This is a genomic window from Streptococcus mitis, from assembly GCF_000960005.1.
GTDB lineage: Bacteria > Bacillota > Bacilli > Lactobacillales > Streptococcaceae > Streptococcus > Streptococcus mitis_CK.
Genome location: NZ_JYGP01000001.1, coordinates 155,193 through 180,879 on the forward strand (window position 1 = coordinate 155,193; position 25,687 = coordinate 180,879).

General features: G+C 40.8%; 18 protein-coding genes and 1 CRISPR repeat array. Of the genes, 9 read left to right on the forward strand and 9 right to left on the reverse strand.

What is annotated here, in order from left to right:
- Positions 1-26: 26 nt before the first annotated feature.
- On the reverse strand, positions 27-1,283 hold the full coding sequence (tyrS, locus tag TZ90_RS00785; protein WP_033687988.1) for a tyrosine--tRNA ligase: 1,257 nt from the start codon (positions 1,281-1,283) through the stop codon (positions 27-29).
- Between the two features lie 141 nt (positions 1,284-1,424).
- On the opposite strand from tyrS, the gene pbp1b reads away from it, so the two are divergent.
- The 6 genes from pbp1b to TZ90_RS00815 all read left to right on the forward strand — a co-directional run bounded on the left by pbp1b (position 1,425) and on the right by TZ90_RS00815 (position 8,239).
- Positions 1,425-3,908: a penicillin-binding protein PBP1B gene (gene pbp1b / locus TZ90_RS00790; RefSeq protein ID WP_045610946.1), complete on the forward strand. Its 2,484-nt coding sequence runs from the start codon at positions 1,425-1,427 to the stop codon at positions 3,906-3,908.
- Positions 3,909-3,990: 82 nt separating this feature from the next.
- Positions 3,991-4,902 carry a DMT family transporter gene (locus TZ90_RS00795; protein WP_045610948.1) on the forward strand — a complete coding sequence of 304 codons (912 nt, stop codon included), beginning with the start codon at positions 3,991-3,993 and terminating at the stop codon, positions 4,900-4,902.
- 228 nt (positions 4,903-5,130) lie between these two features.
- The gene (dapD, locus tag TZ90_RS00800) at positions 5,131-5,829 is read left to right on the forward strand and encodes a 2,3,4,5-tetrahydropyridine-2,6-dicarboxylate N-acetyltransferase (RefSeq protein WP_000127460.1); all 699 of its coding nucleotides are present in this window, start codon (positions 5,131-5,133) and stop codon (positions 5,827-5,829) included.
- 67 nt (positions 5,830-5,896) lie between these two features.
- The gene (locus tag TZ90_RS00805) at positions 5,897-7,027 is read left to right on the forward strand and encodes an N-acetyldiaminopimelate deacetylase (RefSeq protein WP_045610949.1); all 1,131 of its coding nucleotides are present in this window, start codon (positions 5,897-5,899) and stop codon (positions 7,025-7,027) included.
- Between the two features lie 11 nt (positions 7,028-7,038).
- Positions 7,039-7,578: a 5-formyltetrahydrofolate cyclo-ligase gene (locus TZ90_RS00810; RefSeq protein WP_045610951.1), complete on the forward strand. Its 540-nt coding sequence runs from the start codon at positions 7,039-7,041 to the stop codon at positions 7,576-7,578.
- Entirely contained in the window at positions 7,562-8,239 is a 678-nt protein-coding gene (locus TZ90_RS00815) for a rhomboid family intramembrane serine protease (protein WP_045610953.1), read from the forward strand. The genes TZ90_RS00810 and TZ90_RS00815 overlap by 17 nt, the downstream gene beginning before the upstream one ends.
- Before the next feature lie 61 nt (positions 8,240-8,300).
- Positions 8,301-9,459: a CRISPR direct-repeat array (repeat unit 36 nt; unit sequence GTTTTGGAACCATTCGAAACAACACAGCTCTAAAAC).
- 90 nt (positions 9,460-9,549) lie between these two features.
- Here the strand turns inward: TZ90_RS00815 and csn2 are convergent.
- The 8 genes from csn2 to argS all read right to left on the reverse strand — a co-directional run bounded on the left by csn2 (position 9,550) and on the right by argS (position 20,667).
- Positions 9,550-10,212, reverse strand: coding sequence for a type II-A CRISPR-associated protein Csn2 (gene csn2 / locus TZ90_RS00820; RefSeq protein ID WP_000700132.1), 663 nt, complete (start codon positions 10,210-10,212; stop codon positions 9,550-9,552).
- Positions 10,202-10,546 (reverse strand): CRISPR-associated endonuclease Cas2, encoded by a 345-nt coding sequence (gene cas2, locus TZ90_RS00825; RefSeq protein WP_045610955.1) that lies wholly within the window; start codon positions 10,544-10,546, stop codon positions 10,202-10,204. Before cas2 ends, csn2 begins: the two co-directional genes overlap by 11 nt.
- Positions 10,543-11,412: a type II CRISPR-associated endonuclease Cas1 gene (gene cas1 / locus TZ90_RS00830; RefSeq protein WP_200893272.1), complete on the reverse strand. Its 870-nt coding sequence runs from the start codon at positions 11,410-11,412 to the stop codon at positions 10,543-10,545. Before cas1 ends, cas2 begins: the two co-directional genes overlap by 4 nt.
- Positions 11,409-15,587 carry a type II CRISPR RNA-guided endonuclease Cas9 gene (cas9, locus tag TZ90_RS00835; protein WP_045610958.1) on the reverse strand — a complete coding sequence of 1,393 codons (4,179 nt, stop codon included), beginning with the start codon at positions 15,585-15,587 and terminating at the stop codon, positions 11,409-11,411. Before cas9 ends, cas1 begins: the two co-directional genes overlap by 4 nt.
- Before the next feature lie 658 nt (positions 15,588-16,245).
- Positions 16,246-17,145 carry a UTP--glucose-1-phosphate uridylyltransferase GalU gene (gene galU / locus TZ90_RS00840; RefSeq protein ID WP_045610959.1) on the reverse strand — a complete coding sequence of 300 codons (900 nt, stop codon included), beginning with the start codon at positions 17,143-17,145 and terminating at the stop codon, positions 16,246-16,248.
- Between the two features lie 21 nt (positions 17,146-17,166).
- Entirely contained in the window at positions 17,167-18,183 is a 1,017-nt protein-coding gene (locus TZ90_RS00845) for an NAD(P)H-dependent glycerol-3-phosphate dehydrogenase (protein ID WP_045610961.1), read from the reverse strand.
- 169 nt (positions 18,184-18,352) lie between these two features.
- A complete protein-coding gene (locus TZ90_RS00850) occupies positions 18,353-18,598 on the reverse strand; it encodes a hypothetical protein (RefSeq protein ID WP_000084858.1) in 246 nt (81 codons plus the stop codon).
- 377 nt (positions 18,599-18,975) lie between these two features.
- A complete protein-coding gene (gene argS / locus TZ90_RS00855; RefSeq protein WP_045610963.1) occupies positions 18,976-20,667 on the reverse strand; it encodes an arginine--tRNA ligase in 1,692 nt (563 codons plus the stop codon).
- Between the two features lie 135 nt (positions 20,668-20,802).
- On the opposite strand from argS, the gene argR reads away from it, so the two are divergent.
- From argR to patA, 3 genes are all read left to right on the forward strand, one after another.
- Positions 20,803-21,249, forward strand: coding sequence for an arginine repressor (gene argR / locus TZ90_RS00860; protein ID WP_001231476.1), 447 nt, complete (start codon positions 20,803-20,805; stop codon positions 21,247-21,249).
- A 50-nt stretch (positions 21,250-21,299) separates the two neighbouring features.
- Positions 21,300-23,834 carry a DNA mismatch repair protein MutS gene (gene mutS, locus TZ90_RS00865; RefSeq protein WP_045610964.1) on the forward strand — a complete coding sequence of 845 codons (2,535 nt, stop codon included), beginning with the start codon at positions 21,300-21,302 and terminating at the stop codon, positions 23,832-23,834.
- A 145-nt stretch (positions 23,835-23,979) separates the two neighbouring features.
- Positions 23,980-25,686, forward strand: coding sequence for a multidrug efflux ABC transporter subunit PatA (gene patA, locus TZ90_RS00870; protein ID WP_045610966.1), 1,707 nt, complete (start codon positions 23,980-23,982; stop codon positions 25,684-25,686).
- Position 25,687: the final 1 nt, after the last annotated feature.

The window sequence follows — 25,687 nt, forward strand, 5'->3', positions numbered from 1 at the left end:
TTATTTATAGATCAATGTTGAACAGTTTAGTAAGTCAATACAAAGTATTTTTTCTTCCCACGGCGGATAACGGTCAGTTCGTTCTCTAACTTATCTGCGTCACTCAAGACATAGTCAAGGTCTTGGATGCGGTCGCCGTTGACGTAGATAGCTCCGTTTTGGACGTCTTCACGGGCTTGGCGTTTTGAGTTAACTACACCAGATGAGACGAGCAGTTCCACGATATTGTGGTTTTCATCTGCTTGAACTTGGTAGTTTGGCACTCCACGAAGTCCTTGTTTGAGTTCTTTAACAGAAAGGTTTTTGATGTTTCCTGCAAAGAGTTGTTCAGTGATGTTGAGGGCTTCTTTGTAAGCTTCTTCTCCGTGAACAAGAGTCACGACTTCACGAGCGAGAATTTTTTGAGCCAAGCGTTCGTGTGGCGCTGCTTCAAATTGTTTACGAATGTCTTCAATCTCATCAAGTGACAAGAAAGTAAAGATCTTCAAGAAGCGAACAGCGTCAGCGTCCATAACGTTCATCCAGAATTGGTACATTTCATATGGGGAAGTCTTTTCAGGATTGAGCCAGACTGCGTTTCCTTCTGATTTACCAAATTTCTTACCAGTTGCATCTGTGATCAGTGGAACAGTGATAACATGGCCAGTCTTGTCAGCCTTACGACGAAGTAATTCGGTACCAGCTGTCATATTTCCCCACTGGTCAGAACCACCGATTTGAAGCGTTACGTTGTGGTCTTGGTTAAGGACGAAGAAGTCGTAACCTTGCATGATTTGGTAAGCAAACTCAGTGTATGAAATTCCTGTTTCAATCCGTTTTTTCACAGACTCCTTGCTCATCATGTAGTTGACAGTAAAGTATTTTCCGATATCACGGAGGAAGTCAATGAAGCTGATGCTGCCAAACCAGTCGTAGTTGTTGACCATGACAGCCTTGTTTTCACCATTTTCAAAGTCAAGAAAACGAGAAAGTTGTCCTTGGATAGACTTGACCCAGCCATCTACTGTGTCTTTTGTTTGGAGACTACGTTCAGCATCTTTGAAGGACGGATCTCCGATGAGACCTGTAGCACCGCCAACGAGCGCATAAGGTTTGTGGCCTGCTAGTTGCAAGCGACGACTTGTCAAGATTGCGACAAGGTGGCCTAGGTGAAGGCTGTCAGCAGTTGGATCGTAGCCAGTATAATAAGAAACTTGACCTTCTTCTAGGGCTTTACGCAAAGCTTCTTCATCAGTCGTTTGAAAAATCAAACCACGCTCTTTTAGCTCATCAAAAATGTGCATGTGTCTTTTCTCCTTTTTAAAAATATTGTTTCTACCTATTGTATCACAAACTTGGGCAATAGCCTAGTAGAATAGGGAAGAAAGTGGCTATTTTATTGAAAGTTTACCTTTTATGGTATAATAGATAGAGTGAGGAAATCCATGCAAAATCAATTAAATGAATTAAAACAAAAAATGCTGGAATTTTTCCAGCTAGTAAAATCAAAAATAAATCATAAAAAATCAGAGAAAGTCTCAGAAGAGAAGCAGTCGGATGGGACAGGTGGGAAAGTTCTGGCTATCCTAGGTAGCATTTTAGTTGTTATCAAAGGAATTTTGAATACTCTCTTTATTCTAGGCTTTATCGGTGGGCTTTTTGGTGCTGGTGTAGCTCTTGGTTATGGAGTTGCTTTGTTTGACAAGGCCAAGGTTCCCCAATCGGAGGACTTGGTCAAGCAGGTTAAAAATATTTCTTCCATCTCAGAAATTGTTTATGCAGATGGGAGTGTCATTGCTTCTATCGAGAGCGACCTACTGCGAACTTCTGTTTCATCTGAGGAGATATCAGACAATCTCAAAAAGGCTATCGTTGCTACTGAGGACGAACATTTTCTTGAACATAACGGGGTTGTGCCAAAAGCTGTGATTCGGGCGACTTTGGGAACCTTTGCAGGTTTGGGTTCATCTAGCGGGGGCTCGACCTTGACCCAACAGTTAATCAAGCAACAAGTGGTCGGAGATGCTCCGACTTTGGCTCGTAAGGCTACAGAAATTGTCGATGCCCTTGCCTTGGAACGCAGTATGAGCAAGGATGAAATCTTGACCACTTATCTCAATGTCGCTCCCTTTGGTCGAAATCATAAAGGACAGAATATTGCAGGTGCTCAGCAAGCTGCTGAAGGGATTTTCGGTATCGATGCCAACAAGTTGAGTATTCCTCAAGCCGCTTTCTTAGCAGGTTTGCCACAGAGTCCGATTACTTATTCCCCTTATGAAAATACTGGAGAGTTAAAGAGTGATGAAGACTTAAAACTTGGTTTGAAGCGGGGCAAGGATGTTCTCTACAACATGTACCGTACGGGTGCTCTGACTCAGGAAGAATACGACCAGTACAAGGATTATAATCTCAAACAAGATTTCTTGCCATCAGGAACTGTCAATGCTGTTTCGAGAGATTATCTTTACTTTACGGCTATGGCTGAAGCGACAGACCGTATGTATGATTATTTAGTTCAACAGGACAATGTCTCTAGTCAGGAGTTGAAAAAGGAAGCGGTTCAAAAGGCCTATCATGAACGAGCTGAGCAGGAGTTAAGTAACGGTGGCTATAAAATCACGACAACAATCAATAAAAAAATCCATACTGCCATGCAAAATGCAGTTGCTAACTACGGTCGTTTGGTAGATGATGCGACTGGGCAGCCTGAAGTAGGGAATGTTTTGATGGACAATAAAACGGGGGCTGTTCTAGGCTTTGTTGGTGGTCGTAATTACCAGACTAACCAAAACAATCACGCCTTTGACACTAAGCGCTCGCCAGCCTCTACAACCAAGCCTTTGTTGGCCTACGGGATTGCCATTGACCAAGGTTTGATGGGAAGCGCTAGTATCTTGTCCAATTATCCGACAAAATTCTCTAATGGAAATCCTATCATGTATGTAAACAGTCCAGGTACAGGCATGATGACTTTGGGTGAAGCCTTGAACTATTCGTGGAATATCCCAGCCTATTGGACCTATCGTATGCTTCGTGAGAAGGGTGTAGATGTCAAGGGTTACATGGAGAAAATGGGTTACGAGATTCCGGAGTACGGTATCGAAAGTCTGCCTATGGGTGGTGGGATTGAAGTCACAGTTGCCCAGCATACCAATGGTTATCAAACAATTGCCAATAATGGTGTCTACCATCAGAAACATGTGATTTCTAAGATTGAATCATCTGACGGTAGAGCAATTTATGAATTCCAAGACAAACCAGTTCAAGTGTACTCGAAGGCAACGGCAACAATTATGCAGAGTTTGCTTCGTGAGGTGATTTCATCTCGGATCACTTCAAGTTTCCAAACGGATTTGGCTTCTATCAATTCAAGCTTAGCTCGTGCAGACTGGATTGGTAAGACTGGTACAACCAATGAAGATGAAAACATGTGGCTCATGCTGTCAACACCAAGATTGACTCTAGGTGGTTGGCTAGGGCATGATGACAACCGCCCAATGGCTAAGGGGGCTGGGCATTATCGAAATGCCAAATATATGGCTTACTTGGTCAATGCTATCCAACAGGCTGAGCCTGGTGTTTGGGGCAATGAACGCTTTAGTCTTGATTCTAGTGTGACCCAATCTCAGGTCCTCAGGTCTACGGGGCAAAAGCCGGGCAAAGTATCTGTTAATGGAAAAACAGTGGATCTTTCAGGTTCTACTGTAACGAGCTATTGGGCTAATAAAGCGGGAGCTCCTACAACAAGCTATCACTTTGCTATTGGAGGAAACGAATCAGATTATCAAAACGCTTGGTCAAGTATCGTTAGCACACTGCCAACTCCTTCCAGCTCAAGTACTAGTTCGAATAACAGTTCAAGTAGTAGTTCTAGCAACAGTAGCAATTCAAGCGATACTAAACCTTCTTCTTCAAGGGCGAGACGATAAGTTCTTTAAACTTTTCTAAATGAAGTGGCTAATCAATGGATTGCCACTTTTTTCTTTTTTCCTTTCGTGTTACAATAAAGGTATGAATCAGTATCAGAAAAAGATTGTTAAAGGAACCATTTATTCGCTCCTATCCGGCTTAATCTGGGGAATTTGTGGGATTCTAGGAGAGTATTTCTTTACTCATTATCAAGTATCCTCTGGCTGGATTACCTCTATGCGTTTGACACTAGCAGGGAGTCTTGTGCTCATTTGGTCTGCGATGCAATTAAAATCGCAAGTGCTAGATATTTGGCGAGATAAGAAAAATTACCTGCCCTTTTTGGCCTATGCTATTTTGGGGATTTTTTCAGTCCAGTATTTTTTCTACCTCTGCGTAGAATATTCAAATGCAGCGACAGCAACTATTTTACAGTTTATTAGCCCTGTCTTTATCCTCTTTTACAATCGCTTAATTTATAAAAAACGAGCGTCAAAAAGTGCTATTTTCTATGTTTTGATTGCCATGCTGGGCGTTTGCCTGATGGCGACAAAGGGAGATCTCTCTCAATTATCCATGACGCCGCTAGCTCTTATAACAGGTCTGCTGAGTGCCATGGGGGTTATGTTTAATGTTATCCTACCTCAGCCTTTTGCTAAGCGTTATGGTTTTGTTCCCACCGTTGGGTGGGGGATGATTTTGGCCGGTTTATTTAGCAATGTCCTCTCGCCGGTTTATCAGCTTTCCTTTACTCTTGATATTTGGAGTATCTTGATTTGTCTCATTATCGCTTTCTTTGGGACGGCTTTTGCCTTTTTTATTTCCATGAAGGCTGTTTCCTTGGTTTCTCCTTTGGTGGTTTCCGTTATCAGTGCCAGTGAACCTCTCTCTTCTGCCCTTTTGAGTGTTTTATTTTTAGGCTTGGTAGTGGATTGGTCCCTTCTTCTAGCTATGGCCTTGATTATTTTGCCCATGATTTTCCTATCGGTAGAAGAAGCGAAAGAAAGTGAATAAAAAGTCTTTTCTTAATTCTAAAAGTGTGCTATACTAGAATAGTCAATAAAACACGGGGAGATAGTTGTGAAGAGTGTTTTTAGGTTGTATCGGTAGGGGCTTGCTTTTACCGACAGCACGTTTTATCTCACATCCCTAAAAATCATACCTAAAAACAAACAAAAAGGCTTCAAATTTGAGGCCTTTTTTGGTAGAATAGGTATCATTAAAATGAACTAGGAGGCGCCTATGACTGCTACAAAAATGAACGCTCAAGAAATTATCCAATTTATCGCCAATGCTGAAAAGAAAACCAGTGTGAAAGTAACCTTTGAGGGACAACTCGCAACTGCTGTACCAAGCTCTGTTGTCAAACTAGGGAATGTCCTATTTGGAGACTGGAAAGATGTGGCTCCGCTTCTCGATGGTTTGGTAGAAAACCAAGACTATGTTGTTGAGCAAGACGCTCGTAATTCTGCAGTTCCTTTGCTAGATAAACGTGCTATCAATGCTCGTATTGAGCCGGGTGCTATTATCCGTGATCAGGTTGAAATTGGTGACAATGCTGTTATCATGATGGGAGCGGTTATCAATATCGGTGCTGAAATTGGTGCAGGAACCATGATTGACATGGGTGCTATCCTTGGTGGCCGTGCTATCGTGGGGAAAAACAGCCACGTTGGTGCAGGTGCCGTTCTTGCAGGTGTGATTGAGCCAGCTAGCGCAGAACCAGTCCGTGTTGGAGATAATGTTCTCATCGGTGCCAACGCAGTGGTTATCGAAGGAGTCCAAATCGGTAGTGGTTCAGTTGTCGCAGCAGGAGCTATTGTTACCCAAGATGTCCCAGAAAATGTGGTAGTAGCAGGTGTTCCAGCTCGTATTATCAAAGAGATTGATGCCCAAACCCAACAAAAAACAGCGCTAGAGGATGCGCTTCGTACCTTATAATTGTAAAAGTAATAAAGAGGCGGAACCCTTCTTCCAGCCTCTTTCTGCTATATCGGAGGATAGATAGATGTTAGATTTGATTCAGACTAGACGAGATTTGCACCAGATTCCAGAGATTGGCTTGGAGGAGTTCAAGACTCAAGCTTATCTGTTGGATGTGATTGAGAAATTGACTGCGGGTAAGAATTTTGTCCAAGTTCGAACTTGGCGGACAGGGATTTTGGTCTATTTGCAGGGAAGTCAGCCGGAGCGGACCATTTGTTGGCGGACAGATATTGATGGTCTGCCTATCGTTGAACAAACAGGCCTTCCTTTTGCTTCTCAGCACCAAGGTCGCATGCACGCCTGTGGACATGATTTCCACATGACTATTGCCTTGGGCTGTCTTGAGCGAGCCCTTGAGGAGCAACCAAAGAACAATCTGCTCTTTCTGTTTCAACCTGCTGAAGAAAATGAAGCTGGTGGTATGCTCATGTATGAGGATGGCGCTTTTGGAGATTGGTTACCAGATCAATTTTATGGCCTCCATGTACGTCCAGATTTAAAAGTTGGCCAGATTGCGACCAATACTCATACACTCTTTGCAGGTACTTGCGAGGTGAAGATCCGTTTCAAAGGCAAAGGGGGACACGCAGCCTTTCCACATGAAGCTAATGACGCCTTGGTGGCGGCTAGTTACTTTGTGACCCAGGTGCAGTCAGTTGTCAGCCGCAATGTCAACCCAATCGAGGGAGCAGTGGTGACCTTTGGTCTTTTCCAAGCCGGAACAACCAACAATGTCATCACAGACACAGCCTTTTTACATGGAACTATTCGGGCTTTGACACAGGACATGAGTCTCTTGGTGCAAAAGCGGGTCAAAACAGTTGCAGAAGGAGTTGCAGCAGCCTTTGATATGGAAGTCGAAGTGGAACTCAAACAAGGTGGATACCTGCCTGTTGAGAACAATCCAGCCTTGGCGCGTGAACTAATGAATTTCTTTGAAGAAAAAGAGGGAATCGAGCTGATTGATATCGAACCTGCTATGACAGGTGAGGACTTTGGTTATCTCCTTTCAAAGGTTAATGGCGTTATGTTTTGGCTAGGTATCGATAGTCCCTACGCCCTTCATCACCCTCAGATGAGTCCCAAGGAAGAGGCATTAGCTATTGGGGTGGATGCGGTCTCTAGTTTCCTGAAAAAGAAGGCAGCAGAGTAGAGGGGTTGTCTATGAAATCGGAATTACGGAAGCAAGTCTTACAAGAAATGAAGGCTTTATCTCGAGAGCAAAAACAGTTTATAGACCAAGCTTTAACTGAGCGACTTTTACAACACCCCTTTTACCAAGAAGCCGAGGTCATCGCAACCTATCTTTCTTTTTCTCATGAGTTTCAAACGCAGGAACTGATTGAGCAGGCGCTGAAGGACGGCAAGAAGGTTCTGATACCCAAAACCTATCCCAAGGGGCGCATGGACTTTGTGGTCTATGATCCACAGCAGTTGGTAAAAACTTCCTTTGGATTACTGGAACCACAGGGAGATTTGGAAGTAGTGGATGCTTCTCAGATTGATTTGATTCATGTTCCTGGTCTGGCTTTTACGACGGAAGGATATCGGATTGGATACGGTGGAGGTTATTATGACCGCTATCTGGAACATTTTTCTGGTCATACTTTGAGTACGGTTTATCCTTGTCAAATTCAGGACTTTATCTCTGAAAATCATGATATTCCTGTTCAGGAGGTACTGATTGATGAAGGAAATCTTTGATAGACGTTACCCTGTGACGAGTTTCTTTCTCTTAGTGACGGCCTTGGTATTTCTACTAATGTTGGTGAGCACAGGCGGAAACTTTGACAGGGCAGACACATTATTTCGATTTGGAGCTATGTATGGACCAGCTATTCGCCTCTTTCCTGAGCAGATTTGGCGTCTCTTTTCTGCCATTTTTGTTCATATTGGGTGGGAGCATTTCATTGTTAATATGCTTTCGCTCTATTATCTTGGTAGGCAAGTAGAGGAAATTTTCGGATCCAAGAAGTTTTTCTTTCTCTATCTTTTATCAGGAATGATGGGCAATCTCTTTGTTTTTGTATTTAGTCCCAAATCCTTAGCAGCAGGAGCCTCTACCTCTCTTTATGGGCTATTTGCTGCGATTATCATTCTTCGCTATGCAACGCGTAATCCTTATATCCAACAGCTAGGGCAATCTTATCTGACACTTTTTGTGGTTAACATTATTGGAAGTGTTCTGATTCCAGGAATCAGCCTAGCAGGCCATATCGGGGGAGCAGTTGGTGGAGCATTTCTAGCAATTATCTTTCCAGTCCGAGGAGAAAGACGGATGTATAGTAGCAGCCAGAGGTTAGGAGCGGTAGTGTTATTCGTAGGATTGGCAGTCTTGCTTCTCTACAGGGGAATGGGGTTTTGACGACTAATATGTAAACTTGAATAAGAAAAAAGCTACTTAAAAAATGAGTAGCTTTTAATGTGAGTTGGAACCATTCGAAACAACACAGCTCTAAAACCGCAAGCCCTCTCTCTGTTGGGTTGTCAAGGTTTTGGAACCATTCGAAACAACACAGCTCTAAAACACCTCTATTTGAGGAAAAGCGGTTGACTATGTTTTGGAACCATTCGAAACAACACAGCTCTAAAACTGGAATACACCAGAAAACCACTCTCCGATAGTTTTGGAACCATTCGAAACAACACAGCTCTAAAACTCTAGCTGTAACTTGCTGTACTGCTGACTCGTTTTGGAACCATTCGAAACAACACAGCTCTAAAACGTTTGCTCATCCTTGAGTTCTCCTAGGATTGTTTTGGAACCATTCGAAACAACACAGCTCTAAAACTTTCCTTTACCACCTTTGCCTCCGCCACCGGTTTTGGAACCATTCGAAACAACACAGCTCTAAAACTTTAGACGAGGTGGAAATATCTTATCTGCAGTTTTGGAACCATTCGAAACAACACAGCTCTAAAACGAGAAATTGGTAGAGCGATTTGAGAATGAAGTTTTGGAACCATTCGAAACAACACAGCTCTAAAACAACCAATAACGAGGGGAACTATGGACGTCTGTTTTGGAACCATTCGAAACAACACAGCTCTAAAACTATTTCTTAGGAATATTTCGTTCTACTTGCGTTTTGGAACCATTCGAAACAACACAGCTCTAAAACAAAGTAACTCAACGTTCCATTCGGCAAGCTGTTTTGGAACCATTCGAAACAACACAGCTCTAAAACCCATCACTAGAAACTTTGATAGAGCGGAACGTTTTGGAACCATTCGAAACAACACAGCTCTAAAACTGAATCGAAACAACACGGATGTGAATTGTGGTTTTGGAACCATTCGAAACAACACAGCTCTAAAACATACACAGAGATTGACAAGAAGTGGAACTTGTTTTGGAACCATTCGAAACAACACAGCTCTAAAACGACGGTAATCAGGCGCATACTAAAACAATTGTTTTGGAACCATTCGAAACAACACAGCTCTAAAACGTAGAGTGTTTATCTAAAGCTTTACGCTTATGTTTTGGAACCATTCGAAACAACACAGCTCTAAAACTTGTTCTCGTATACGATGAAATCAACAACGGTTTTGGAACCATTCGAAACAACACAGCTCTAAAACCTCGTAGAAAAATTTTTCTCACGAAATTTTGTAATCGCGCCATTTGTCCCAGCCAGACTTCAGCTCGTCAGGTCCCAATTGTTACTCTTATTATACCATATTTTCAGGGTTCAAGAAATAGTCTTGATCCAATACATACTGGGGAAAATCGTAGATTTTCCGAGGCTCAACAAACAAGACGGACAGTTGATTGAGTTGGATATACTCTATCAAATTTACTAACTCATCCTTTGATAGATAGGCGGATGCATTGATGAAAACAAGGAGTTTCTTTTTAGAAAGATACTTAAAAACCTGGACAATTTCTAGCATCTTTTCAAAAGGGGTATCACTCAGGGTTTCGACTTTGACACCAAGTGAATCGATTAACTCTAGAATGGTAATTTCATCATATTCTAGGTCTAACTCGTTTTCCAAACACTCAAATGCCAGCAATTCTGTAATCGTAGCAACCAACTTTTCAATCATGGACTTGACTTCGGGCTTGTCATTGAGTTGATTCTCTAAATCAGCATGTATCAGCTTGAGCATGGCAGGTGAGTTGAGATTGTATCCTAGGACATCCGTTATCACTAGTAACTCAGATTCTTTCAGAGCTTTTAGATTTCTATCAAACAACTTCAACTCCCCATCATCAGTATATTGGTAGAATTGCTTGATGATAGTTGAAAAGGTAAACTGGTCTTCCAACACTAAAAAAGTTGCATTTTCAATAGCTAATGGTTCATCCAATAGTGGGAAATTAATCTTCATCTCTAGGCTCCTCTCCTAGAAAGACCAAGCGTGCGTCGGAGTTTGCTACACTAGTATTCCGCTCTCCATTTAAGTAAATCATACGAGAAAACTGCTTTTCTGTAACGGTTAAGAGAGTAATGTTCCCCTTTTTAGGGTTATGAGTCTTGAGTCGCTCAATCATGGCGTTATTAGCAGAGTTGTTGAGCAAGAGCTTGCTATAGATGGAGAATTGGTGCATGATAAATCCCTCATCTATGAGGAACTTCCGAAATTTCCGATAGGCCTTGCGTTCCTCTACGGTATCAATTGGCATATCGAACATTAAAATCATACGCATATATCGATAACTCATATCCTAAACTCAGGAACTCCTTTCTCAGGTTGATTGAGAGCTTGGATGACTTTCTTAGTATAGTCACTGATGATATTGGACAGGTACATATCTTTACCATTGTAGTGAAAGGTATTTGAGAAAATAGTAAAAAGTTCTCGTTTGATTTTGACAAAAGAACTGTTTCGATTTTCATAGACAATTCTGTCAATAATCGGACGGAAAGGCTCCATAATATCACTAGCTAGGTTGAATTGATTAAACTGATTGGCATGTTTCAAGCCAAACTGAGTCATGCAGCCAGACAAAACAATCTCACGCGCAAACATACTCAAAATCAAGGTGTAGCCGTAGTCCAAGGCAGCATTGATATCACTATCTTGCTCACGACTAAAATCATTTCCAAACAAGGTGTTAAAATAAATCCGAGCTGCGTGCCCTTCACGGTTACTAGAATCAAACAAATCCAACCCATGATAGAGATCAATGACGGACTGGCTCTTTTCCAGAAAACCACAACTCCCCAGATAAAAAGCCTGATTGAGAATCTTTTGTGCAATGATGGTTGTCCAGATTTCCGCCTTTACATCTTCATTCCAAGCAATTTGACGAGAGAGTTGTAAACTGGAATCGTGTCGACCATAATAGGGCATTAAGTATGCCGTTGGCAAGCGTTTATCATCACAAAAGATGACCAGAATATTTTCATCTACCAAGCGTTTGATTAGCATAGTGGAGAGAACGATATCCGTCGTCTCCAAAAGCAGGATGTCCACCTCGGATAGGTGAATCAACTCTGTCCGAGAGGCATCTTTAAAAATCAAGTGGTTGTTCTTGTAGGAGAGTTTAGAGTGCGTATTGACTATAACGGTTCTCCATCCCATCAGTCTTCTCCCAGTTTGCTTAAGTCAATCCGAGTCTCGTAAAGACCAGTGATGGATTGGTGGATGAGGGTGGCGTTGAGGAGTGACGAAGGTGTATAGTCTCTGTATCGTGGAATTTTTACTCCCAAGAACTCGAAGTCAGAAGCACTTCCTTGTGAAGTTAACTCGAATAAACCAGCATTTTTACTATTTCTTGGACCAATGAAACTGAAACATAACTTTTCAATATCAACTGTTTCCCAATCAATAAATGCTTGTCTGATTCTTTCTCCATTTTTTAATGCGCCTACATACTTATCGTTAAAGTTAAGTACATATTCTAAAAGTTTAGCAAAATCATTTCGATGTTTCTCAACATACTCTAAGTGTTCTGGTTCAAGTGTTTTATTAATATTCTTAGCATGATACAAAAGAGTCGTATACTTTTCAGGGATGACCAATTCATTACCTTTATGAATTTCTCCTCGTTTATTGTTTGTCGATAGAATACTTGCTAGTCTTCTTCTTGTACCATCAGGAAACTCAAACAAACTATATTTAGGTAAAGTAATAGTTGATAGAATTTTTATGTATCCTTTTTCAAGAAGATAGTTTTCTTTGTTCTTTTCAAAATTTATTTTATCTAAAATAGAGATACCTTGAAATTCAAGAACGGTCTTTTGTTGTTTTTTCGCTCCTTTTTCAATAATAGCTTTAACTAAGACCGCGTATGAGTTAGAAATACCAGCGTAACCACCGTATTTTCGTGGGTCAAGCCCTTGTTTAATTGGGACAAGGTTTTCTTTACGATCTTCTGAAGGTTTAGGAGATGGATTGGAATTGAACAATCCTCTAGGTTTACCTCTATCTAGACCATGTGTTTGAATCTCTGTTTTCTTCACAATATTCACCTGCGGAAGTGAAAGAACTTTTTTAATTGTAGCGAAATCTTTTTCTTTATTCCAAGCGATTTCTCCAGTGTCCTTAGAGTATTCGATATTCTCTCGTTTTACGATGGTTCCGTCTGCGTAATGCACCTCTTCTTTAAAGAAGTTCAACAAGTTTGAGTAGAAGAAATACTTTTCAGTTGCTTTTTCAACTTCTTTAGGATCTTTGGATCTGGAAATATATCTCTTAATATCGTACTTTTGATAGTCACCATAGACGAATTCAGGCTCTAGTTTAGGATATTTCTTAAGGATAGCCTTAGCCACCACTGCATTTAAATAGGCATCATGTGCATGGTGGTAGTCATTGATTTCGCGTACCTTATATAACTTAAATTCTTTACGGAAGTTGGAAACTAGATTGGATTTCAAAGTGATAATTTTGACGGTACGGTTCTTCTTATCTTTCTCATTCACTTCTGTATTAAAACGGGCATCCAAAATCTGAGCAACATGTTTTGTGATTTGCCGTGTTTCAACTAGTTGGCGTCTGATAAAGCCAACTTTATCTCGCTCATCTAGCCCACCACGTTCAGCCTTGGTTAAATTATTAAATTTATGTTCTGAAATCAATTTGGAATCTAGTAATTGTTGCCAAAAAGCTTTTCTTTTTTGAACGACTTCTAAACTTGGAACATTATCGGATTTCCCACGATTATCCTTTGAACTAGTCAAGACACGGTTATCAAGAGAATCATCCTTGATAAAGGCCTGTGGGACGATGTGGTCAATGTCATAGCTGCTCAGTTGGTTGATATCAAGAGCTTCTCCAGTGTACATATCCTTCCCATTTTGGAGATAGTAAAGGAAGAGACGGTCATTTTGAAGTTGAATATTATCTGTTGGATGTTCTTTTAATATATTTGAATCAAGCCCAGGTGCTAAATTTTTTAGTGCATCTTCAATGCGCTTATATCTTTGTTGAGAATTCTTTTTCCCTCTGGCAGTTGTCTGATTTTCTCGTGCAATTTCAATCACAATGGACTCGGGAGCATGGCCCATAACTTTGACAAGCTCATCGACAAGCTTGATACTTTGTAAAATTCCCTTTTTAATAGCAGGACTACCTGGGAGTTCTTGGACAACTTGCTTCACATCGTTTGTCTTACCAACCACTTGTGCTTTTTGAATAATATCTTTGAAGGAAAGCCCGTCATCATTGATTAACTGCATAAAGTTACGATTGCTGTAGCCGTCATCAATCAAGTAGTCAAGAATTGTTTTACCAGTTTTTTTATCACAGATACCGTTGATTAGCTTAGCAGAGAGTTTTCCCCAACCAGTATAATGTCGACGAGTCAGTGCCTTGATCACTTTTTTATCAAAGATAGAGGCATATTGAGCAAGGCGTTGCTTGATCATCTCACGATCTTCAAAGATAGTTAGTGTGTGGACGATATTTTCAAGAATCTCTTCATTTTTAGGATCATCCATAAACTCTTTATCCTTGATTATTTTGAGTAAATCATGATAAGTAGAAAGACTAGCGTTAAATTGTTTTTCAATTCCTTTTAGTTCGATTCCATCGTAGCCATCAACATTGTGTAGATACTGAATGATGTCTTTTTCAGTTACTTTTCTTTTCTCTTTGAATAATTGATTGACAATTTGCTTCTTTTGCCCACTATCAAGGAATTGATAGTCTCTCAATCCCTCTGAAATAAATTTTACTTTTGTTAATTCATTGTAGACAGCAAATGTTTCATACAAGAGACTATGCTTGGGCAAAACTTTTTCCTCTGGCAGATACAAGTCATAGTTAGTCATCTTATTGATGAATTCTTCCGCAGAGCTTGCTTGATCAACAATTTCTTCAAAATTCCAAGGTCGGATTGCTTGGTCAGAGTTTCGAGTAAGCCAAGCAAAATTACGATTTCCACGAGCCAATGGGCCAACATAATAAGGAATACGGAAAGTCAAGATTGTCTCTATCTTTTCTTTATATTCCTTCAGAAATGGATAATGTTCTCCTTGCCGACGGATAATGGCATTCATTTCTTGAAGATGAATTTGATGAGGGATAGAACCATTATCAAAGGTGCGTTGTTTTCTCAAGAAATCTTCACGTTCAATTTTATCAAGGAAATAATCTGATCCTTCGAATTTAGAGAGAAGATTTTTGATGTACTTGTAAAATGCTTCTTGAGTGGTTTTGCCATTGATATACCTAGCATACCCATCTTTAGATTGGTCAGAGAAAACTTCATCATATTTTTCTTGAAGATTGTTTTGGATGAATTGTTTTAAAGCCGCTAAGTCTTTTTGGTGGTTTTCATAGCGCTCAATCATAGATGCTGATAGTGGGGCCTTAGTTGAAGAATCTGTAACAGTTAAGATTCCTGATAAAAGAATGGCATCATAGAGTTTTTTAGCAACTAGGAAAAGGTCTGCAAAGTCATCTCCAATTTGTCCGAGTAAGTTTTCCAAATCCTCATCATAGGTATCTTTAGAGAATTGTAGTGGAGCTTTTTCTTCCAAGTCAAAGTGTTTCTTAAAATCAGCTTGATTTCCTACAATCAGCTTGAGAAATTCTGAAAATAGATCAGTGGATTTTTCATAAGCAAAGAGTTTTAGAATGCGTTCTCTCTTAGCAGATTTACTAATTTTATCAGTAAAAATTGCTTCTACTTGTGCATTTTGTCCACTAAGTGAACTTCCTTCAAAGGTGTTGTCGTAAATGCTTATAAACTCGCTAAAGATTTTTTGGATATCATTGTTTTTAATATCGAAAGATTCTTCATACAAAAAATGTCCGCGGTATTTAATCATATGCGCTAATGCTAGATAGATCAAGCGCAAGTCAGTTTTTTCTTTTGAGTCCGCAAGGTGTTTTCTCAAATGATAGATAGTTGGAAATTTCTTGTGATATTCTTTTTCTTCTGCCAAGGTAGCAAAAATAGGATATTTACTTCCTCTTTTATCCTCAGGAACTAAGAATGAGTCATCTAATCGATGAAAGAAACTACTATCCACTTTGCTCATTTCCTCAGAAAAGATTTCTTGAAGATAGCGAAGACGATTTTTTCGACGAGTATAGCGACGGCGTGCTGTTCGTTTGAAACGTCTATCTTCAGCAGTAGCTCCTTCATCAAATAATAAAGCTCCAATTAGATTTTTCTTGATAAAGTGTTTATCTGTATTGCCTAGAACTTTCATCTTTTTCGATGGCACCTTATAGTCATCCGTAATGACGGCCCATCCGACGCTGTTTGTTCCGATATCGAGTCCGATAGAGTAATTGTTATTGTTCATATAGTTATAAACCTCCTTTGTATTAAATTATAATTTTAAAAAAAAATATAAAATGAGAGCTTTGATTAAATCAACGCAATCTTTCATAAACTTTACTACTTCAGTTAGGATAGCTAAATTATCTTTAGTAAATTTGAACTTTTTCAAAATAATCTCCTTAAAATACAACTATAAATACATTATAGCATTTCTAATGATAATTTCAATAAAACGAATGATATATTTGTGGAAATTTGTTAGAATTAGTAAGGGGTTGTATTTTAGTTTTAGAACTGTATTGTTTCAAATGATAATAAACTAGCTTTTTGTTTTATCTGTAAAATAATTTACATTTCACTTGATAATATTTAATAAGTATAGTACAATGAAATCGTTGGAACTATTCGAAACAACACAGCAAAGTTAAAATAAGGCTTTGTCCGTACACAACTTGAAAAAGTGCGCACCGATTCGGTGCTTTTTTGTTTTACTATACTAATTTATTCTACTCTTATTTTAATGAAAAAACAAATGCAAGTACAGCGCTTTCATTAGTTTTTATGAAATAACTAGATTCAAGTAGAGAATTTACTTAATTTATGTGCGGCTAATTTTGATACATAAAAGAAGAACTAGGATGCCTCATTATCCTAGTTCTTCTTTTATATAAATGATTATGTTATTCCTTCTCAGCCAATTCTTTTCCCAGTTGGATGAGGTAATCTTTTAAGTCATCTTTGACTTGTGAGTGCTTGAGGGCGTAGTCAATAGATGTTTTCATAAAGCCAAACTTATCCCCAACGTCGTAACGAGCTCCTGTAAATTTACGGGCGAAAACACGTTGTGTTTTATTAAGCGTATCGATAGCATCGGTAAGCTGGATTTCATTTCCAGCACCAGGAGCTTGCTTTTCGAGGATATCAAAAATTTCTGGTGTCAGAAGATAGCGACCGATAATTGCTAAATCACTTGGTGCATCTTCGGGAGCTGGTTTTTCAACGAAAGTTTCGACACTGTAGAGACCATTAATCCCTTCACCTTGAGGAGCGATAACTCCATATGATGAAACGTCTTCGTGTGGTACGGGCATGACAGCAATGGTTGATGCATGTGTCTTTTCGTAATCATTCATCAGTTGTTTTGTCAATGGGATAGCCTTGTCGTTAGTAATGTCCATAAGGTCATCACCCAGCATAACAACAAAAGGTTCATTTCCTACAAAAGCTTTGGCTTGTAAGACAGCGTCTCCAAGACCACGAGGGTGAGTTTGGCGGATGAAATGAAGGCGCATACCAGTTGTTTCGTCTACCAATTTTAGCAAGTCGTGTTTGCCTTTTTCTTTGAGGTTGTACTCAAGCTCAAAGTTTGAGTCAAAGTGGTCTTCAATAGAACGTTTTGATTTACCAGTGACAACCAGAATATCTTCAATGCCTGATTTGAGAGCCTCTTCCACGATAAACTGGATAGTTGGTTTATCTACAATTGGCAACATTTCTTTAGCAAGTGCTTTGGTTGCTGGTAAAAATCGAGTCCCGAGTCCAGCGGCAGGGATGACTGCCTTTCTAACTTTTGATGTCATAAGAATCCTTTCTTTAGAGAGTTAAGACCACTCATTTTCTGCTTTAAATTCATTGTTCATGATGTCATAAATGGCATCTTTGATATTGGTTCCGTGGTAAATAACTTGGTAAATGGCTTGTGTAATGGGCATATAGACTCCAAGTTCTTGCGCTAGTTCATAGGCTGCTCGAGTCGTTGAGATTCCTTCGATTACCATGCCCATATTGGCTTCGATATCAGCTAGGGATTCTCCACGTCCGAGAGCATCGCCAGCTCTCCAGTTACGAGAGTGGATGGAGGTTCCCGTTACAATCAAATCTCCCACACCAGATAAGCCACTATAGGTCAATGGACTGGCACCGAGTGCTACTCCTAGGCGGGTAATTTCTGCCAAGCCTCGAGCGATGATGGCTGCCTTGGCATTGTCACCAAATCCCAAACCATGTAAAGCTCCAGCACCGACAGCAATAATATTTTTAAGAGCACCAGCAGTTTCGACTCCGATAACATCCGTATTGGTATAAAGTCGGAAGTAGTGATTACTAAATAGTTCCTGAACGTATTGAGCTGTTTGTAAATCTTTAGAAGCAGCAGTGATTAAGGTCAGGTCACGCACAATGGTTTCTTCCGCATGACTAGGTCCTGAAACAACGACAATATCACTGCGGAGATGTTCAGGAATTTCTTCTTCAAGGATGGTTGATAATCGTTTATGGCTATCAGGTTCTAATCCCTTTGATGCGTGCATGATGATAGCCTTATGGTCCAAGGTTTGTGCAACTTGCTGGGCAACAAGTCGTGTCACTTTTGTTGGGACAACAAACAAAATCGCATCTACATCTTTCAATGCCTCTGCTAAGTCGGTGTAGGCAATGATATTTTCATCTAGAACGACATCTTTAAAGTAGTGTTTGTTAGTATGATTGGTATTAATTTCATTGATTTGCTCAGGCAGATTTCCCCAAATACGTACCTCGTGTCCATTGTCATTTAAGACTTGTGAAAGGGCCGTTCCCCAAGAACCAGGTCCCAAGACGGCGACGGTTTGTTTTTCCATGATTTCCTCCTTAATAGAGTCCTTTTCATTATTCTATCATATTCTAGAGGATTTTGCACTTGCATTGCTGGGGGAGTGGTGGCTTTGTTGCTTGAAAAATATATAAAAACCGAGGCTAAGTATTAAACTCTTAGTCCCGGTTTTGATATTCCTTAAAGAATAGCTAGGTTTATTTCAATTGATCTGTAATGTCTTTTGATAGCAACATTCCCAGATGATAAGTTTTATTGATGTAAGCAATGACATCATTGATATTTTCAGTCGTGTGAATTTTCTCTTTGATATCAGTCCTAAATGTTTCATCCTTTAAAAGTTGTTCTTGGTAGAGTTTTTGTAGTCTCTCCTTCTCGTACTTATTAAGCAGAAAAAGGAAAACCAAGCTAATCACAACGAGGATATAAGCATATTGGCTCATAGGATATCTCCTTGTATGATAAAGAAGTAGTAGTGAATAAATCGATTTAGTGGACCTAAAATAGCAGAACAAGTCAGCAAAACTTGATAAGATTTTTGATAGACCTCTAAACAAAATCCCGTATAGGATTGGACGTCAGTTACTTAGATTGCTTTACAATCAAGTAATTAAAAGATTACGACATGAACCAAACCAAATCGATATTATTGGGTTAGATGAATTAGTAAAGCGTTTAGACAAGTATCTTTGGTTACGACGTTCTGGAACATAAATCGATAATATTTATGTCCCAGAACTAGTGAAGCGCCTAGCCAAATCCCTGATAGGATTTGGCGTTAGTTACTTAGATTGCTTTGCAATCAAGTAACTTTGGCGATTTACATCTTCTCAGGTGCTTCTACTCCAAGCAAGCGAAGGGCTTCTTTGAGAACGACTGCTGTTGCGTAGCTAAGGGCTAGACGGCTGTCGCGTTCTGGGCTTTCATCCAAGATGCGCGTATGTGCATAGTATTTGTTAAAGGCTTGAGCCAGGCTAATTGCAAATTTAGCAATGATAGAAGGTTCAAAGTTATCCGCCGCACGGTTGATAATACGTGGGAAGTCTTGGATGAGTTTGATGATTTCCCAGCTTTCAGTATCATTCAAGCTATAGTTGCCAGCTGTTTCTGGTTTGAAATCCGCTTTGCGTAAGATAGATTGGATACGAGCGTAGGCGTATTGAACATAAGGTCCAGTTTCACCCTCGAAGGATACCATAGCCTCTAAGTCGAAGTCGTATCCATTTGTACGGTCGGTTTTGAGGTCATAGAATTTAATGGCTCCAACCCCAACAGCATGCGCTACCTGGTCTTTGTTTTCAAGTTCAGGATTTTTAGCCTCGATTTGGGCTTTGGCACGACTAACAGCCTCTGCAACAGTAGGTTCTAGCAAGATGACATTCCCTTTACGCGTAGAGAGTTTTTTCCCTTCTTTTGTAACCAAACCAAAAGGAACGTGGGTAATGTCGTCACTCCAGTCGTAGCCCATTTCTTTCAAGACAGCTTTGAGCTGTTTAAAGTGGGCAGATTGCTCTTGACCAACGACATAGATAGATTTAGCAAATTGGTATTCGTTTTTACGGTAAAGGGCTGCAGCCAAGTCACGTGTGATATAGAGAGTTGCTCCATCAGATTTCTTGATGAGGGCAGGATGTTCAATTCCATATTTCTCAAGATTCACAACTTGGGCACCTTCTGATTCAACAAGAAGACCTTTTTCAGAAAGAATGTCTACAACTGCATCCATTTTATCGTTGTAGAAGGCTTCCCCGTTATAGCTGTCAAATTCGACTTGCAATTCATTGTAAAGGCGGTTAAATTCCACCAAACTTTCATCACGGAACCATTGCCAAAGAGCGAGAGCTTCTTCATCTCCATTTTCAAGTTTACGGAACCATTCGCGCGCTTCTTCATCCAAGCTAGGCTCATTTTCGGCTTCAGCATTGATACGAACGTAGAGTTTAAGAAGTTCATCGATTGGATGAGCTTTTACAGCTTCTTCGTCGCCCCATTTTTTGTAGGCAACAATCAACATCCCAAACTGTTTACCCCAGTCTCCCAAATGGTTGACCTTAACCGTTTGATAACCGATTTTTTGGAAAATATGTGATAAGCTATCTCCGATAACAGTTGAGCGTAGGTGACCAATAGAAAATGGTTTAGCGATATTGGGACTAGACATGTCGATAACAACATTTTCTTGTTTGCCAATATTTTGGTCAGCATAGTGTTCTTTTTCAGTGATAACAGCTTGCAATACTTGAGCAGAAATGGCAGATTTATCAAGGAAAAAGTTAACGTAAGGTCCTGTTGCGACAACCTTTTCAAAGGCTTGGCTGTTAATTTTTTCAGCCAGTTCAGCCGCGATCATTTGAGGTGCTTTACGTTCGACTTTTGCAAGTGAAAAAGCAGGGAAAGCAATGTCTCCCATTTCTGAGTTTTTAGGGGTTTCCAGTAAATTTAAAATAGCCTCTTGGTCCAGGCTATCAATGATGCTAGCCAATTCGCTAGCAATCAATTCTTTTGTATTCATTAAGAGCTCCTTTTTGGACTTTTCTACTATTTTATCACAATTTTAAAGAAAGAAGAAAAAATTTTTGAAATCTCCTATTTTTTTGGTATAATATAGTTATAAAAATAGTTATAAATATGCATATAAGAGGATTTTATGAGAAAAAGAGATCGTCATCAGTTAATAAAAAAAATGATTACTGAGGAGAAATTAAGTACACAAAAAGAAATTCAAGATCGGTTGGAGGCACACAATGTCTTTGTGACGCAGACAACCTTGTCTCGTGATTTGCGCGAAATCGGCTTGACCAAGGTCAAGAAAAATGATATGGTGTATTATGTACTAGCAAATGAGACAGAAAAGATTGATTTGGTGGAATTTTTGTCTCATCATTTAGAAGGTGTTGCAAGAGCAGAGTTTACCTTGGTACTTCATACTAAATTGGGAGAAGCCTCTGTTTTGGCAAATATTGTAGATGCAAACAAGGATGAATGGATTTTAGGAACAGTTGCTGGTGCCAATACCTTATTGGTCATTTGTCGAGACCAGCACGTTGCCAAACTCATGGAAGATCGTTTGCTAGATTTGATGAAAGATAAGTAAGGTCTTGAGAGTTGCTCTCAAGACTTATTTTTGACAAGGAGAGACGGACAATGGCGACAGAAAAGCTATCACCCGGCATGCAACAGTATGTGGATATTAAAAAGCAATATCCAGATGCGTTTTTGCTCTTTCGGATGGGTGATTTTTATGAATTATTTTATGAGGATGCGGTCAATGCTGCGCAGATTCTGGAAATTTCCTTAACGAGTCGCAACAAGAATGCCGACAATCCGATTCCTATGGCGGGTGTTCCCTATCATTCTGCCCAACAGTATATCGATGTCTTGATTGAGCAGGGCTATAAAGTTGCTATTGCAGAGCAGATGGAAGATCCTAAACAAGCAGTTGGGGTTGTTAAACGAGAGGTTGTTCAGGTCATTACGCCAGGGACAGTGGTCGATAGCAGTAAGCCGGACAGTCAGAACAATTTCTTGGTTGCTATAGACCGTGAGGACAATCAGTTTGGTCTAGCTTATATGGACCTAGTGACGGGTGACTTTTATGTGACAGGTCTTTTGGATTTCACGTTGGTTTGTGGGGAAATCCGTAACCTCAAGGCTCGAGAAGTGGTGTTGGGTTATGACTTGTCCGAGGAAGAAGAACAAATCCTTAGCCGTCAGATGAATCTGGTGCTTTCCTATGAAAAAGAAGGTTTTGAAGACCTTCATTTACTGGATTCACGATTGGCACCTGTGGAGCAAGCGGCATCTAGTAAGCTACTCCAGTATGTTCATCGGACTCAGATGAGGGAATTGAACCACCTCAAGCCTGTTATCCGCTATGAAATCAAGGATTTCTTGCAGATGGATTATGCGACCAAGGCTAGTCTGGATTTGGTTGAGAATGCTCGTTCGGGCAAGAAGCAAGGCAGTCTTTTCTGGCTTTTGGATGAAACCAAAACGGCTATGGGAATGCGTCTCTTGCGGTCTTGGATTCATCGCCCCTTGATTGATAAGGAACGAATTATCCAACGTCAAGAAGTGGTGCAGGTCTTTCTCGATCATTTCTTTGAGCGCAGTGATTTGACAGACAGCCTCAAGGGTGTCTATGATATCGAACGCTTGGCTAGTCGTGTTTCTTTTGGCAAAACCAATCCCAAGGATCTCTTGCAGTTGGCGACCACCTTATCCAGTGTGCCACGGATTCGTGCGATTTTAGAAGGGATGGAGCAACCTGCTCTAGCCTATCTTATCGAACAACTGGATGGAATCCCTGAGTTGGAGAGTTTGATTAGCGCAGCGATTGCTCCTGAAGCTCCTCATGTGATTACAGAAGGTGGTATTATCCGAACTGGATTTGATGAGACTTTAGACAAGTACCGTCGCGTTCTCAGAGAAGGGACTAGCTGGATTGCTGAGATTGAGGCTAAGGAGCGAGAAAACTCTGGTATCAGCACGCTTAAGATTGACTACAATAAAAAAGATGGCTATTATTTCCATGTGACCAATTCGCAACTGGGAAATGTGCCTGCTCACTTTTTCCGCAAGGCGACGCTGAAAAACTCAGAACGTTTTGGAACCGAAGAATTGGCCCGTATCGAGGGAGATATGCTGGAGGCGCGTGAGAAGTCAGCTAACCTCGAATACGAAATCTTTATGCGCATTCGTGAAGAGGTCAGTAAGTACATTCAGCGTTTACAAGCTTTAGCTCAAGGAATTGCGACGGTTGATGTCTTACAGAGTCTAGCAGTTGTGGCTGAGACCCAGCATTTGATTCGACCTGAGTTTGGTGACGATTCACAAATTGATATCCAGAAAGGGCGCCATGCTGTCGTTGAAAAGGTTATGGGGGCTCAGACCTATATTCCCAATACGATTCAGATGGCAGAAGATACCAGTATTCAACTGATTACAGGGCCCAATATGAGCGGAAAGTCAACCTACATGCGTCAGTTAGCCATGACGGCGGTTATGGCTCAGTTGGGTTCTTATGTGCCAGCAGAAAGCGCCCATTTACCGATTTTTGATGCAATCTTTACCCGTATCGGAGCAGCAGATGACTTGGTTTCGGGTCAGTCAACCTTTATGGTAGAGATGATGGAGGCCAATAATGCCATTTCGCATGCGACCAAGGACTCTCTCATTCTCTTTGATGAATTGGGACGGGGAACTGCAACTTATGATGGGATGGCTCTTGCCCAGTCCATCATCGAATACATCCATGAACATATCGGAGCCAAGACCCTCTTTGCGACCCACTACCATGAGTTGACTAGTCTGGAGTCCAGCTTGGAACATTTGGTCAATGTTCACGTGGCAACTTTAGAGCAGGATGGGCAGGTTACCTTCCTTCACAAGATTGAACCAGGTCCAGCTGATAAGTCCTATGGTATCCATGTTGCCAAGATTGCTGGCTTGCCAGCAGACCTTTTAGCAAGGGCGGATAAGATTTTGACTCAGTTAGAGAATCAAGAGACAGAAAGTCCTGCTCCCATGAGGCAAACAAGTACTGTCTCAGAACAAATTTCACTCTTTGACACGCCTGCAGTGCATCCTGTCCTAGCAGAATTGTCTAAACTGGACATTTACAACATGACACCCATGCAAGCTATGAATGTCTTGGTCGAGTTAAAACAGAAACTATAAAGAGAAAATTACTAGTCATTCTAGCTGTATCAAGGAGACTTCTTTGACAAGTTCCCACTTTTTTGCTAGAATAACATCACACAAACAGAATGAGAAGGAGCTGACGCATTGTCGCTCCCTTTTGTCTATTTTTTAAGGAGAAAGTATGCTGATTCAGAAAATAAAAACCTACAAGTGGCAGGCCTTGGCTTCGCTCCTGATGACAGGCTTGATGGTTGCTAGTTCACTTCTGCAACCGCGTTATCTGCAGGAAGTGTTAGACGCTCTCCTTGCTGGGAAATATGAAGCTATCTATAGTATAGGGGCTTGGTTGATTGGTGTGGCCGTGGTCGGTCTGGTTGCTGGTGGGCTCAATGTTGTCCTTGCATCCTATATTGCCCAAGGAGTTTCATCTGACCTTCGAGAGGATGCCTTCCGTAAAATCCAAACTTTTTCTTATGCTAATATTGAACAATTTAATGCGGGAAATCTAGTCGTTCGCATGACAAATGATATCAACCAGATTCAGAACGTCGTCATGATGACCTTCCAAATTCTTTTCAGACTTCCCCTCTTGTTCATCGGTTCGTTTATCTTGGCGGTTCAAACCCTACCTTCTCTGTGGTGGGTGATTGTTCTCATGGTAGTCTTGATTTTTGGTTTGACTGCTGTCATGATGGGTATGATGGGGCCTCGTTTTGCCAAGTTTCAAACCCTGCTTGAACGCATCAATGCCATTGCCAAGGAAAATCTGCGTGGCGTTCGCGTGGTCAAGTCCTTTGTCCAAGAAAAAGAGCAGTTTGCTAAGTTTACAGAGGTCTCAGACGAGCTTCTTGGTCAAAACCTTTACATTGGTTATGCCTTTTCAGTAGTGGAACCCTTTATGATGTTAGTCGGCTACGGGACGGTTTTCCTCTCTATTTGGCTAGTTGCAGGAATGGTTCAGTCGGATCCGTCAGTTGTTGGCTCCATTGCTTCCTTTGTCAATTACCTAAGCCAGATTATCTTTACCATTGTCATGGTTGGATTTTTGGGAAATTCTGTCAGTCGTGCTATGATTTCTATGCGTCGTATTCGAGAAATTCTTGACGCAGAGCCAGCCATGACCTTCAAGGAAGTCCCAGATGAAGAGTTGGTCGGAAGTCTTAGCTTTGAAAATGTGACCTTTACCTATCCAATGGACAAGGAACCGATGCTGAAAGATGTGAGCTTTACTATTGAACCTGGTCAAATGGTTGGTGTAGTTGGAGCGACTGGTGCAGGAAAATCAACCTTGGCTCAATTGATTCCACGTCTCTTTGACCCACAGGAAGGGGCTATCAAAATCGGAGGCAAGGATATTCGCGAAGTGAGTGAAGGAACCCTGCGTAAAACAGTTTCTATCGTTCTTCAACGTGCCATTCTCTTCAGTGGAACGATTGCAGACAACTTGAGACAGGGTAAGGGAGATGCTACTCTATTTGAAATGGAACGCGCAGCTAATATTGCCCAGGCTAGTGAATTCATTCATCGTATGGAGAAAACCTTTGAAAGTCCAGTTGAGGAAAGGGGAACCAATTTCTCTGGTGGGCAAAAGCAAAGGATGTCGATTGCTCGTGGAATTGTCAGCAATCCGCGTATTCTGATTTTTGACGATTCAACCTCGGCCTTGGATGCCAAGTCAGAGCGCCTGGTCCAAGAAGCCTTGAATAAGGACTTGAAGGGAACAACAACCATTATCATCGCTCAAAAGATTAGCTCGGTTGTTCATGCAGATAAAATCTTGGTTCTAGATCAAGGACGATTGATTGGTCAAGGTACGCATGCAGACTTGGTTACCAACAATGCCGTTTACCGTGAAATCTATGAAACACAGAAAGGAAAGGAGGAGTAAA

Coding starts and splice junctions, on each gene's coding strand:
- tyrS (WP_033687988.1), bottom strand. CDS start 1,283: ATGCACATTTTTGATGAGCTAAAAGAGCGTGGTTTGATTTTTCAAACG.
- pbp1b (WP_045610946.1), top strand. CDS start 1,425: ATGCAAAATCAATTAAATGAATTAAAACAAAAAATGCTGGAATTTTTC.
- TZ90_RS00795 (WP_045610948.1), top strand. CDS start 3,991: ATGAATCAGTATCAGAAAAAGATTGTTAAAGGAACCATTTATTCGCTC.
- dapD (WP_000127460.1), top strand. CDS start 5,131: ATGACTGCTACAAAAATGAACGCTCAAGAAATTATCCAATTTATCGCC.
- TZ90_RS00805 (WP_045610949.1), top strand. CDS start 5,897: ATGTTAGATTTGATTCAGACTAGACGAGATTTGCACCAGATTCCAGAG.
- TZ90_RS00810 (WP_045610951.1), top strand. CDS start 7,039: ATGAAATCGGAATTACGGAAGCAAGTCTTACAAGAAATGAAGGCTTTA.
- TZ90_RS00815 (WP_045610953.1), top strand. CDS start 7,562: ATGAAGGAAATCTTTGATAGACGTTACCCTGTGACGAGTTTCTTTCTC.
- csn2 (WP_000700132.1), bottom strand. CDS start 10,212: ATGAAGATTAATTTCCCACTATTGGATGAACCATTAGCTATTGAAAAT.
- cas2 (WP_045610955.1), bottom strand. CDS start 10,546: ATGAGTTATCGATATATGCGTATGATTTTAATGTTCGATATGCCAATT.
- cas9 (WP_045610958.1), bottom strand. CDS start 15,587: ATGAACAATAACAATTACTCTATCGGACTCGATATCGGAACAAACAGC.
- galU (WP_045610959.1), bottom strand. CDS start 17,145: ATGACATCAAAAGTTAGAAAGGCAGTCATCCCTGCCGCTGGACTCGGG.
- TZ90_RS00845 (WP_045610961.1), bottom strand. CDS start 18,183: ATGGAAAAACAAACCGTCGCCGTCTTGGGACCTGGTTCTTGGGGAACG.
- TZ90_RS00850 (WP_000084858.1), bottom strand. CDS start 18,598: ATGAGCCAATATGCTTATATCCTCGTTGTGATTAGCTTGGTTTTCCTT.
- argS (WP_045610963.1), bottom strand. CDS start 20,667: ATGAATACAAAAGAATTGATTGCTAGCGAATTGGCTAGCATCATTGAT.
- argR (WP_001231476.1), top strand. CDS start 20,803: ATGAGAAAAAGAGATCGTCATCAGTTAATAAAAAAAATGATTACTGAG.
- mutS (WP_045610964.1), top strand. CDS start 21,300: ATGGCGACAGAAAAGCTATCACCCGGCATGCAACAGTATGTGGATATT.
- patA (WP_045610966.1), top strand. CDS start 23,980: ATGCTGATTCAGAAAATAAAAACCTACAAGTGGCAGGCCTTGGCTTCG.